Consider the following 12,282-nt stretch of genomic DNA (forward strand, 5'->3'; position numbering starts at 1 on the left):
CGTGTTTGCCTTCACACCCATGCCTGCTATATTACCGGTGTTCCTCGCGCAGCAGGTCGTTAACGGTTTTCACGGGGTTGAACGTTGACAGGGGCACTTCCACGAAGACCGTGTTCCAATCGCTCATGGCACCGTTCCACAAGCCCGGCAGTTCGAGCGCCTTCAGCACCCGTCCGTCCTTGCTCTTCTCGCTGATGAACCCTGTCGAGCGGTCCACATAGTCGGGCAGATGGAAGGGTTGGTCGCGATAGTCTTTGATGGCGCAGACGAGATCTACCGGATTGAAGTGCGTACCCTCAGTGAACATCTTCTGATAGGTCTCGTTCGAGGCGTCTATCTGACTGCTCTCAAGTATCTGCAGACTGACGGTGCCGTCCTGGTTATAGGTCAGGAAAGGTCCGCCGCCCGGTTCACCGACGTTTCTCACCACGCCGCAGACGCGCATCGGCCGGTTCAGTTTCCGGTGCAGATAATCGGCAAGCGCCGCCCTGTCTTTCTGCAGTTCGGCAATATTCGGATGATGACAGCAAAGTGCTTTCTCAAGGAAGTCGGCGATTTCTGCGAGTTCGTCGTCCGAACAGCCGCTGTCGAGCAGGCGCAGATAGCTGAACGCCCGCTGCTGAAGCGACACCAGAATGCCTGCCAGCACCTGTTTGTAGGTGGTCGTGTCAGCCTTCAGGCGGTCGGGAACCACGTTGTCGATATTCTTGATGAACACGATGTCGGCATCGCGTTCGTTGAGGTTTTCAATCAGCGCGCCGTGTCCACCCGGACGGAACAGCAGCGAGCCGTCGGCGTTGCGGAAGGGCGTGTTGTCGGCATTGGCAGCCACCGTGTCCGTGCTCGGTTTCTGCTCGGAGAAAGAGATGTGGAAACGCACGCCGTGGCGCTGCTCATAGCCGGGCACTTTCTCTGCCACCTTCGCTTCGAAAAGCGCCAGATGCTCGTGAGAGACCGTGAAATGGAGGTTCACCTCTCCCCCGCTCTCCGCATAGAGCGCACCTTCCACGAGATGCTCCTCCATCGAAGTGCGCGCACCCTCCGGATAGCGATGGAACAGCAGCAGCCCCTTCGGCAGATGACCATAGTTCAGCCCTTCGCTTCCCAACAGACAGGCAACTACCTCCTTATAACGCCCTGCGGCAAGCAGTGCGTCGATGCCCAATCCCGTATGCTGCAAGCAAGCAGCCTCCAGCGCGTCGTGGAATGCGAAATCGCCGATGGCATCGAAGAAACGCTTCTCGAAGTCGGTCGTCGGAACGTCGTACGCCGCATCCAGAAAGGCATACAAGTCTTTGAACATACGGCTTGCCGCTCCCGATGCCGGCACGAACTTCTCTATCTTCCGGCGCGTCGCCTTATAGCGTTTCCACTCATCAATATAATGTCCCGTCTGCTCTTCAGTCGGCGCCATGATGCCATTGCCGACCGCAGCAGCTGCCGACAGACGCAGAAAAGGAAAACCCTTTCCGAATGCCTCCAACTGACCGCGGAGCATCTCCTCACTGATTCCCTTCCCGGAAATCTGCTTCAAATCATTTTCTGTAAACATATCTTTTTTCCTTTAGTTTTTTGCAAAGATACACAAAATTCCTGAATTAAAAGTCAGCCGACCAAAGAATTTACATTCCCATTTCCATGCATCAGGACGGGCAGCTTGTATATCCTAATTAAAGGAAAAAATCCACTTATTCCGTTTTTTCAATGCCATTTTTTGCCACTTATTCCGTTTTTAAGAAGGCAGAAATAGCCACTTATTCCGTTTTTTTCAATACCATTTTTAGGCACTTATTCCGATTTTTCAGCCTGTTTCTGAACGGCTATCAACTACAAAAGCACGATTTACCACTCCATCGAGACGTCATTTTTTTTGACATTCTTCGAGAGGCGTTTTAGGTTTCTTTACAAAAATTAACGCGCCAGAAGGCTGTATATTTCAGTCGGTGGGCTATCAGAAGGGCGGAAGCATATTAAGCGCTCCTGCGAAAAGTTTTCTGAAAATCAGGGAGTTGGAAAGCGAAAAAGCGGGGTTTATACGGAATATTTGCGCTGTCGGTTTGTGAAAGTTGAACTTTCACGTTGCGAAAGTGCCACTTTCGCACTCCAATAGTTGCCCTTTTGAAGCCCGAAAGTGGCACTTTTGGAAGCAATTTTCACCGTTTTTCGATGAAAAATATGCATGTTTCGCATAATTATTCGGAAACTGCCGCATGTTTATACAAAAACTTCCGTCTCGTTTGTAAATATATTTCGGGCGAAATCTTTACATTTTAACAATTAAGGGAGGAGCCCCTCCCTAACCCTCCCCCAAATGGGGAGGGAACGCCTGACGGAAGAAAAAATAAATGGATTCGCCTTGACGTAGGGGTCGATCGATGTATCGTCCCGCAGAAAATATCAACTACTCTGGCAAGCCCCTCAAAGGAAGTGTTATGCCAAAATAAACTATTAACGGAAACGGAATAAACTCTCGGGCTCTCCTTATATAGGAGGGTCCGAGTTTTTTTCATAATTTTCATAAGATACTCACGCTCAACAACAAAAATAAAAACAAACTTTTATTTTGTTCTGCCCTCAACTTGCACTATCTTTTTATAAGATACTCACGCTCAGAAAAGTTCAAATAAATTTGGCTTTTCATTCGCTTAATCGTATCTTTGTCCCCCGAAATGTGAATGTGATGATGGCGACGAAGAATATCTTGATGACAGAAGCGGAGCAAAAGGAGATTGCCGAGATTTTCGACAAACTGCTTCACATGCCGGCATGGTCTTTCACGAAAGACGATGAGGAGAAGTTGCGCACGCACATCAACGACAGCATTGACAAGGGAAACATCCGACGCGACATCTTCAATCTGAACCCATTGCTGCTCGCCTTCCAGACGGCGCAGATTGCTGCCGAGGACATCGGCATCGGACGCGACGGCATACTCGCCTGCCTGCTCCATACGACCATCAACGGAGAGGAGGACATTCAAGAGATAGAACGGACGTTCGGCAAGGATGTAGGACTGATTATCAAAGGGCTGTCGCGCATTCAGGAACTCTACAAGAAACATCCCGCCATCGAGAGCGAGAACTTCAGGAACCTGCTGCTGTCGTTTGCCGAAGACATGCGCGTGATTCTCATCATGATAGCCGACCGCGTGAACCTCATGCGGCAGATTCGCGACACGGAGAACGCCGAGAGCAAACAACGGGTTTCAGAAGAAGCGTCCTATCTGTATGCCCCACTCGCCCACAAATTAGGACTCTACCAACTGAAAAGCGAGTTGGAAGACCTGAGCCTGAAATACATGGAGCACGACGCTTACTACATGATCAAAGAGAAGCTCAACACCACCAAACGCTCACGAGACGCCTACATCGAGAGATTTATCAAGCCTGTGGAGGAAAAACTGAGAGAGGCAGGGCTGTCTTTCCACATGAAGGGACGCACGAAGAGCATCCACTCCATCTGGCAGAAGATGAAGAAGCAGCAGTGCGAATTCGAAAGAATCTACGACCTTTTTGCCATCCGCATCATCATCGACACACCCGAAGCGCACATGAAAAAAACCGCCATCAGCGAACATGCGCTCTGCTGGCAGGCATACTCCATCGTCACCGACATGTATCAGCCGAACCCTAAACGCTTGCGCGACTGGCTCTCCGTGCCCAAATCCAACGGCTATGAGAGCCTCCACATCACGGTGCTCGGACCTGAAAACAAATGGGTGGAGGTGCAAATACGCACGCAACGGATGGACGAAGTGGCAGAGAAAGGACTGGCTGCGCACTGGCGATACAAAGGAATCAAGGGAGAAAGCGGCATCGACGAGTGGCTGACCACTATCCGCCAGGCGCTTGAGGCGGGAGACGGGCTGCAGGTGATGGACCACTTCAAGATGGACCTCTACGAAGACGAGGTGTATGTGTTCACGCCAAAGGGCGAACTGCTGAAGTTTCCGAAAGGAGCTACCATCCTCGACTTTGCCTATCGCATACACTCGAAAGTGGGAAGCGCATGCGTCGGCGCACGTATCAACAATAAAATCGTACCCGTGCGCGAGACACTCAAGAGCGGCGACCAGATAGAGATTCTGACCTCGCCGTCGCAACGCCCGAAGCTGGACTGGCTGAACATCGTCAAGACGGCACGCTCGAAAGCCAAAATACGACTGGCACTGAAAGAGACCCAGATAAAGGACGGACTCTATGCGAAGGAACTGCTCACACGACGACTGAAGAACCGAAAGATAGAGATGGACGAAGGAACCGTCTCACACCTCATCAAGAAACTGGGCATCAAGGAAACGTCAGACTTCTACAAGCAAATTGCCGACGGGAAACTGGACGTAAACGATGTCATCGAGAAGTATATCGAGGTGCGGAACCACCTTCAGAACAACACATCGGCACTTCCACTGGCAAAAAGCGCCAAGGACTACAGCTATGTCAACCCCGACGAGAAGGTGGTGAGACAAAGCGAAGATGTGCTGGTCATCGACAAGAACCTGAAAGGACTGGACTTCTCGCTGGCAAAATGCTGCCACCCCATCTACGGCGACCCGGTGTTCGGCTTCGTGACCATCAACGGAGGCATCAAGGTCCACAGGACAGACTGCCCGAACGCGCCCGAATTGCGGAAACGGTTCGGCTATCGCATCGTCAAAGCCCGCTGGAGCGGAAAGGGCGCATCACTCTATGCCATCACACTGCGCATCATCGGCAACGACGATATCGGCATTGTGAACAACATCACCAACGTGGTTTCGAAGGAAGAGAAAATCATCATGCGCTCCATCAATATCGACAGCAACGACGGACTGTTCCGCGGCAATCTCGTCATACAACTTGATGACACATCCCGCCTGGACGTCCTCATCAAGAAGTTGCGGACGATAAAGGGCATCAAGCAGGTGGAAAGAATCTAAAAGGAAGGCATCACTTCAACAGCGACAGGTGGTGCTCGAACTCAAGCAGCCCCTTTTCCGTACAGAATCCGCGCACCAACACAAACAAATAGTTGCGGAAAATATCACGCAAGGGGAAGTCGTTGTACATCTGCGACTCCATCACATAGCGCATGCCTACATCGCCAATGCGGGTGACAATCTCGTAGTTCACGTCGTCCCTGAAGTAACCTTCGCGAATGCCTTGCTGGAAGAACGCAAGCGAGTTCACCTTCTGCTCGGCACGCCGCTTCTCCAAATAAGCCACGACCTGCGGATATTTCTGCAAATCGGAGAAGAACAACGGGGTCGTATTGCTAAACGTCCGCACCTGAACGCGATAGAACTCTATCAGCATCTGCAACACGTTCTTTCCCGACTTGTTGAAGCTTTTCATGTGAGCAGACAACTCTTCGTAATATACTCTGAAACATTCGAAGAGCAAAGTCTCCTTATTGCCATATATCTCATAAAGCGTGCGTTTGGAAATCGACAGACGAGTGGATATATCGTCCATCTTCACTGCCTTAATTCCTTTCTCCTGAAAGCTTTGCAGCGCAGCCTTCTGTATCCGTTTCCGCAAATCCTTGCGATATAAATTAGAAGATTCCCGTTTGCTCATTACTTACATGATGTTGGTTTCTGGGTGCAAAGATAAAAAAAAATCAGAAAACTCGAATAAACTCGGAAGTTTTTGTATCTTTGCAGAAGAAAAAACTAATTATTACCTCAAAAAAACAAGACGATAATGAAGAAACTGATTATTTTCATGTCCGTCGCACTGGTCGCCCTCTCCGCATGCCGACAAGAGAGCATCGAGGCGCGGGCGGCTCGTGAGGCAAAGGAGTTTACCGAGAAGAACTGCCCTACTCCTCCTCAGAACAATTCGACATTAGACAGCATCACGTTCAATCAGGAGACGCTGACCTTCACACGCCATTTCACCATGATTGGCGTGGCTGACAATGCTGAGGCGTATGTGGGAAGAGGTGGTGAGTTTCATCAGATGCTACTCAACGACGTGAAGAACAACACCAACATCCAGGCGTATAAAGAGGCTGGCTTCATCTTTGAATTCATCTACCGCTCGCAAAAAGAGAAAGGAAAGGAGCTTTACAAGGACCGTATCACGCCCGAAGAATATCAATAGCCGGAACGGACACGAAACAAAAAGTGCCTCCCGGACAGTCTTCTGCAGACTCCCGGGAGGCACTTCTTCATACGCTATATATCAACAATTCAAGTTGTAGCTTCCAATTTTTCTATCGCCTTGCATAGCTGGTCGGGACAACTGGTGTCCTTGTGTCCGCAACGAATGCCGCTAAGCTTTTTCTTGATGTCGTCAGTCTTCATGCCGCGCACCAGCGAACAGATGCCCTGAAGGTTTCCGTGGCATCCTCCGATGAAGTTCACATCCGTCAAGATGCCCTGCTCATCAACTTCCACGTCGATGAACTTGGAACAGGTGCCGCACGTCTGATAAGTGATTCGTTTATTCATTTCCCCTACTCCGGCTTCATGTTGGTATAAACGGTTTGCACATCGTCAAACTCTTCCAACTTTTCTACCATCTTGTCGATGGTTTCGCGCTGCTCCTCGGTCACCTCTTTCAGGTCGTTGGGGATGCGTGTGAACTCGGCTCCCGTCACTTCAAAGCCTTCGCTCTCCAAGTGTTTCTGCAGTTCTCCGAAGCTGGTGGGCTCGGCATAGATGGTGATTTCGTTGGTCTCCTCGTCCTCATCGAACTCTTCATCGATTCCATAGTCAATGAGGTCGAGAATCAGTTCGTCCATATCCAATCCGTCTTTCTTCTTGAAAGTGAAGACGGCTTTGTGGTCGAAGAGGAACGAGAGCGAACCCTGCGTACCGAGGTTTCCGCTGAATTTGTTGAATACCGAGCGTACGTCGCCGACGGTGCGTGTGGTGTTGTCGGTGAGTGTCTCCACGAAGACGGCGATGCCGTGCGGTCCATATCCCTCGTAGGTCACTTCTTTGTAGTCGCTCTGGTCCTTACCCATTGCGTTCTTGATGGCGCGCTCGATGTTGTCTTTCGGCATGTTTTCGCGCTTGGCATTGGCGATGATAGCGCGCAATGCCGGGTTCATGTCCGGTTCAGGACCGCCTGCTTTCACAGCGATGGCGATTTGTTTTCCAATCTTTGTAAATGTCTTGGCCATGTGGCCCCATCTTTTCAGCTTTGCAGCCTTACGATATTCAAATGCTCTTCCCATAGTTGTTGTTTCAATTTTTTCGATTTTTCGTAATGACGTGATATCGTTATAACGCTATTTCGCAATTCCTTTATCTCAATTCCGCATGCAATTCTTTCTTCAGGTTAGCGATAAGTTTCTGCATGATTGCGTCTATCTGCTTGTCGTTGAGCGTTTTCTGCTCGTCTTGGAGGATGAAGTTGACGGCGTACGACTTTTTGCCTTCGGGCAGATTCTTGCCTTCATAGACATCGAAGAGTTCGACGCTCTTGAGGAGTTTCCGCTCCGTCTGATAGGCAATCTGCTCAATCTGCACAAACTCTACGCTCTTGTCGATGAGCAAGGCGAGGTCGCGACTGACTGGCGGGAACTTGCTGATTTCCTGATAGTGCACGGTGGCGTTACGAACGGCCTTCATGAGTGCCGTCCAATTCAGTTCGGCATAGCATACAGGATTCTCTATCTCTGCCGCCTTGAGCAAGCGTCTATCTACCAATCCCATTATGACAAGCACCTTTCCGCCTCGGTTCTCGATGGTGATTCCTTTGGAGAAAATGTCGTTATCGCTGTTCTTAAACACTACCGAGCCGATGGGCAGTCCTATGCGTGTGAGGATATTCATCACATAAGCCTTCAGTTCATAGAACGAACTCTGCTCGTCGGCATGTATCCATGAGCCTTCAACGCGCTTACCCGTCACCCACAAACCAAGCTGATACTCCTCTTTGTAGGCATTCATCGGCGACTCCAAGTCTTGCTTTTCAGCATTAAACCGATAGACGTTTCCAAACTCGAAGAAGCGCAGGTTCGGATTCTTGCGGTTAGCATTGTAGGCGATGCTCTCCAATCCTCCAAAGAGCAGTGTCTGCCGCATGACGTTGAGGTCGGAACTCAGCGGATTCATGATGCGCACGAGGCTGTCGGAGGGATAACTTTTCAGGTCGTCATAATAGGCGGCTTTCGTGAGCGAGTTGTTCAGAATCTCATTGAAACCGCAACCTAACAGCTGCTCTCCTATAAGATTCTCCATCTTATGCTTCTGGTCTTCGCTGCCCTTGATGACGAGCGACGACTTCAACTGGGTAGGTATCTCCACGTTGTTGTAGCCGTAAATGCGCAGAATGTCTTCAACGACATCGCACGGACGCTGTACGTCCACACGGTAGGCAGGCACTTCCAACTCGATTCCTTCTGCCGTCTCGCTCAGGATTTTCATCTCTAACGAGGTGACAATATCCTTTATCGTATCTACGCCTATCTCCTTTCCTATCAGCGAGTTGACGTAATCGTATTTGAGTGACACTTTGGGATTGTCCATCTTCGTGGGATATTCGTCGCGAATCTCCATCGACACCTTTCCTCCAGCCAGTTGCTTGCAGAGGATGGCTGCCTGTTTCAGGGCGTAGATGGTGCCGTTGGGGTCGATACCGCGCTCGAATCGGAACGATGCATCGGTGCTGAGTCCGTGGCGACGTGCCGATTTGCGAATCCATGTGGGATGGAAGTAGGCACTCTCCAGCACCACGTTCTTCGTGGTTTCGTACGTACCGCTACCCTTTCCGCCGAACACGCCGGCGATACACATGGGTTCCACCTCGTTGCAGATGGCAAGGTCGTGCTCGCCCAGCGTGTGTTCCTCACCGTCGAGGGTGATGAACTTCTTGCCCTCGTTTCGGTCTTTCACGATGATATGGTTTCCCGTCACCATGTCGGCATCGAAGCAGTGGAGCGGCTGTCCGTAAGCCATCATTACATAGTTGGTGATGTCCACGATGTTGTTGATGGGACGCAATCCGATGACGTTCAGTTTATTCTTCAACCATTCGGGCGATTCCTTCACCTCGCACCCCGTGATGCTCACGCAGGCATATCGGCGACAGGCTTCGGCGTTCTCGATGGTTACGTCGATGGGCAGGTCGTGGTTGTCAACCTGGAACTCGTCGCACGACGGGCGGTGCAGGCTCGTCTCCTTGCCGTTGGCACGGAGCCATGCATACAGGTCGCGCGCCACACCGTAGTGAGAAAGCGCATCGGCGCGGTTGGCGGTGATGTCAACCTCTATCAGCCAGTCGCTTTCAAGGTGGTAGTATTCGGCAGCCGGCTGACCCACGGGCGCATCGTCGGGCAAGACGATGATTCCGTCGTGAGAGGTGCCTACGCCGATTTCGTCCTCGGCGCAAATCATACCGTAAGACTCCACGCCGCGGAGCTTCGACTTCTTAATCTGAAACTCCTTGTCGCCGTCATAGAGCACACAGCCCAAATCAGCCACAATGACTTTCTGACCGGCAGCCACATTGGGAGCTCCGCAGACAATCTGACTGGGTTCGTCTTTTCCCAGATCTACCGTCGTTACGTGCAGGTGGTCGCTGTCGGGGTGCATCTCGCACGTCAGCACCTTGCCTACATACAGTCCTTTCAATCCTCCCTTGATGCTTTGCACTTCTTCCAGCGCTCCCACCTCAAGCCCAATGAACGTGAGGGCTGCAGCGACTTCCTCGGGGGTAAGGTCGCACGCCACATATTCCTTTAGCCACTTTAATGATATATTCATCGTTGTCTATTTTTCTTACTATGTGTAAATTGATGTGCAAAGGTAGTAAAAATTCCTGAGACTTCAAAATATTTGAATGAAATAAACGGCGATTTTCAACATTCGCTCCTGACAAATATAAAGAGGCGGATAAAACACGAAAATTCACCTTGCATAAACATACGGAAAAGGACGTATAAATATGCAGTTGAACTTTCACTTTCCAAAAGTTCAACTTTTGCGCTCTAAAAGTTCAACTTTCATCGCCTAAAAGTTCAACTTTCGCAAGCTAAAAGTTGAACTTTTGGAAAGCGATATTTAACATCTTGAAATTCAGAAGCTTACAAAACGAGTCCTAACTGTTCCGCTCCTGCATAAATATACAAAAGCGAGAAGTCGCTAAACGAGTGATGTGATGGAAACGGAATGAGAGATGTCGCCGAACTCAGGTTCTGAAAGATGCGGGCATGTCATGCTTTTCCACAAACGATATCAGCCATGATTTGGCGCTCGACGGGAGAAATCCGGTAGCTGTCAAGCAGTTCGCCGTCGCTGGCGAATGCCTGTTGCAGGAGTTGATATGAATCGCTGGGGTTGGCACCCTCTATGTATTTCCTGAAAAGTGCTTGTGCTTCCTTCACCTGGTGTGTGACCCAATAGGCGTATGCCGCGTTGAGTTGGTTCTCGGGAGTGTCGGGTTGTTGTTGGAGAATTTTCCCATACAGTTCGAGCGCCTCGCCGGTCTTTTTCTCACAGAGCTGTGCCCATGCGAGCAGCTGCATGACGGCGACGTTGTCGGGTGTGTTGTAATGGCATTTGAACAATACGTGTAATGCCTCTTTGTTCTTCTTTTGCTTGATGAGACAGCGTGCGTAGTTGAGTTGGTGACTGAGTTGGCTTTCCTGTTTTTCGGTGAGTTGCCGGTATATCTCTTCAGCCTTTGCATACTCTTCGTTAAGGTAATATGCCTTTGCGAGCAGTTGCATGGCAGACGGCTGGGTCGCTCCTTCCAACAAGACAATAGCGTCTTTGTATTGACGGTTTCGGATATGGAGGTAAGCCCTGATGTTTTGCATCTCTTGGTTGTCGCTGTCGGGGTAGTTTTGGAGCAGCAGCTGCAAATCTTGATATTGCTTTTGCTTATACAGGAATCGTGCGAGTTGCGTCATGGTGTCCCGACAGAGGGCTGCGAGTTGCGGATAGCGATAGAGCGTGTGCTGCTTGTTGAGCGGCTGGAAGGGATTGAAGAACTGCTTTTTGTCCCTATACAGATGGAAGAATCTGTAGAGTGTCTGCAGATAGAGCCGCCTGATGAGTGTGGAAGACGCCGGAAGGCTCTCTCCTTCTCCGTTCTCTGCGAATGGTGCCGGGAATGCGTCCGACGAATTGAGCGCCTCGAGGATGTTTTTCGGTATTTTGTCAATCATGTTTGCGAAAGCGAGGGTGAATGAATATTTGTCGCTGTCGCATAACGATGTCTGTGCACCGAGTATGGTGAGCGGGCTGTTTGCGCCGAGCGCTTCCCTGGCTTTGCTGAGTGCGGGATGGTTGATATCGAAGGGGCGGAACCAGTTGGCTATCTGGTAGAAGAACGGGAAGTTCTTCATGTGCATGAATCCTCCGAAATAGATGTCGGTGCCCGCCCGCTGCATGTCCATCATCTTCTGCATGCTGCGTTCCACGTCTTCGATGGCTTTGTCTGCTGCGTCGGGATTGAGTATGTCTTGCAGCTGGTCGTCTTCTTTTTCGGTGACTCCGAAGGGTGTGATGTTGAGATTGCTGTTGTTGATGATGTTGGGCATGATGTCCTGCTGTATGTGCTGCTGGTCTTTTTCCGCGTTCATGCAGAGGTATATTTGCATTTGTAGTTGCAGGACTTCCTCCCTGACTTTCTGCTCGCCGAGAAGTTGCCGCAGTGTCTGCTCGATTTCGGGATAAATGTGCAGTTTGTTGTGTATGGAGAGCGCCCACCCTACCAATGCTTTCTGTCGCACTTGTTCGTCGCCGGAAAGTGTATAAATGTTTGTCAGGAGGATGAATTTTCGGACGTCGAATATATTGATGAGTCCGAGTGTGAGGGCACTGACGATGAGCTGTGCGTCGTTGGTGTGGATGGTCGGCGAGAGTATAAGTTCCTGATAGAACTGTGCTGTCGGTTCGTTCCATTGCGGTGCCCGACAGAGTTGCAGGAAAAGCTTTTCGGTGTATTGTGTATGTGCCTGATATTTCTCCTGTAGGCGGTCGGCATTATATCCTTGCCCTGCGAGAGCGATATCGGCTGCGAATGTCTGGAGCGTATGGATGATTTCCGCTTGGTCTTCCTGCTGGTTTTGGCTTGCTGCGACAGAATTGCCGACGGCGAGCCGGTAGTCTCCCATGAGTTGGTCGAGTTTTCTCCGCAGCGTCTGATAGAGTTGTTCCCTCTTCTCATCTTTATATCCTTGCTGCATATAGTGTTGCAACAGCCGGTAATCATCTTCGATTTCGCTGAGTCTCCCAATGACATGGGGTATCGGATTTGCATGTATGGCGCCTCTGAAGCTTTCGATTGCTTGACCGAGTGTTTCTCCGGGCATGTAGCGGTTGTTTTCTTCCATGGTTTT

8 protein-coding genes are annotated in these 12,282 nt (G+C 50.4%); 2 read left to right on the forward strand and 6 right to left on the reverse strand.

The window, feature by feature from the left end; translation table 11 throughout:
* Positions 1-31: 31 nt before the first annotated feature.
* Positions 32-1,552: a DUF4301 family protein gene (locus GRF55_RS07310; protein ID WP_220367796.1), complete on the reverse strand. Its 1,521-nt coding sequence runs from the start codon at positions 1,550-1,552 to the stop codon at positions 32-34.
* Positions 1,553-2,680: 1,128 nt separating this feature from the next.
* Here GRF55_RS07310 and GRF55_RS07315 point away from each other — a divergent pair.
* The gene (locus GRF55_RS07315) at positions 2,681-4,918 is read left to right on the forward strand and encodes a bifunctional (p)ppGpp synthetase/guanosine-3',5'-bis(diphosphate) 3'-pyrophosphohydrolase (protein WP_255563747.1); all 2,238 of its coding nucleotides are present in this window, start codon (positions 2,681-2,683) and stop codon (positions 4,916-4,918) included.
* A 10-nt stretch (positions 4,919-4,928) separates the two neighbouring features.
* Here the strand turns inward: GRF55_RS07315 and GRF55_RS07320 are convergent, their stop codons facing one another.
* Complete coding sequence (locus GRF55_RS07320) at positions 4,929-5,558, reverse strand: TetR/AcrR family transcriptional regulator (RefSeq protein WP_220367797.1); 630 nt, start codon at positions 5,556-5,558, stop codon at positions 4,929-4,931.
* A gap of 126 nt (positions 5,559-5,684) precedes the next feature.
* Here GRF55_RS07320 and GRF55_RS07325 point away from each other — a divergent pair, with 126 nt between their 5' ends.
* The gene (locus tag GRF55_RS07325) at positions 5,685-6,086 is read left to right on the forward strand and encodes a hypothetical protein (protein ID WP_220367798.1); all 402 of its coding nucleotides are present in this window, start codon (positions 5,685-5,687) and stop codon (positions 6,084-6,086) included.
* An 89-nt stretch (positions 6,087-6,175) separates the two neighbouring features.
* Here GRF55_RS07325 and GRF55_RS07330 read toward each other — a convergent pair whose 3' ends face one another.
* The 4 genes from GRF55_RS07330 to GRF55_RS07345 form a co-directional block, all read right to left on the reverse strand.
* Positions 6,176-6,436, reverse strand: a complete 261-nt coding sequence (locus GRF55_RS07330; RefSeq protein WP_220367799.1) for a TIGR03905 family TSCPD domain-containing protein — start codon at positions 6,434-6,436, stop codon at positions 6,176-6,178.
* A 5-nt stretch (positions 6,437-6,441) separates the two neighbouring features.
* Positions 6,442-7,167 (reverse strand): YebC/PmpR family DNA-binding transcriptional regulator, encoded by a 726-nt coding sequence (locus GRF55_RS07335; RefSeq protein WP_220367800.1) that lies wholly within the window; start codon positions 7,165-7,167, stop codon positions 6,442-6,444.
* Positions 7,168-7,237: 70 nt separating this feature from the next.
* Positions 7,238-9,700 (reverse strand): phenylalanine--tRNA ligase subunit beta, encoded by a 2,463-nt coding sequence (gene pheT, locus GRF55_RS07340; RefSeq protein WP_220367801.1) that lies wholly within the window; start codon positions 9,698-9,700, stop codon positions 7,238-7,240.
* 449 nt (positions 9,701-10,149) lie between these two features.
* The gene (locus tag GRF55_RS07345) at positions 10,150-12,276 is read right to left on the reverse strand and encodes a M48 family metallopeptidase (protein ID WP_220367802.1); all 2,127 of its coding nucleotides are present in this window, start codon (positions 12,274-12,276) and stop codon (positions 10,150-10,152) included.
* Between the last annotated feature and the right edge of the window lie 6 nt (positions 12,277-12,282).

It is taken from the genome of Prevotella sp. Rep29 (genome assembly GCF_019551475.1).
Classification (GTDB): Bacteria; Bacteroidota; Bacteroidia; order Bacteroidales; family Bacteroidaceae; genus Prevotella.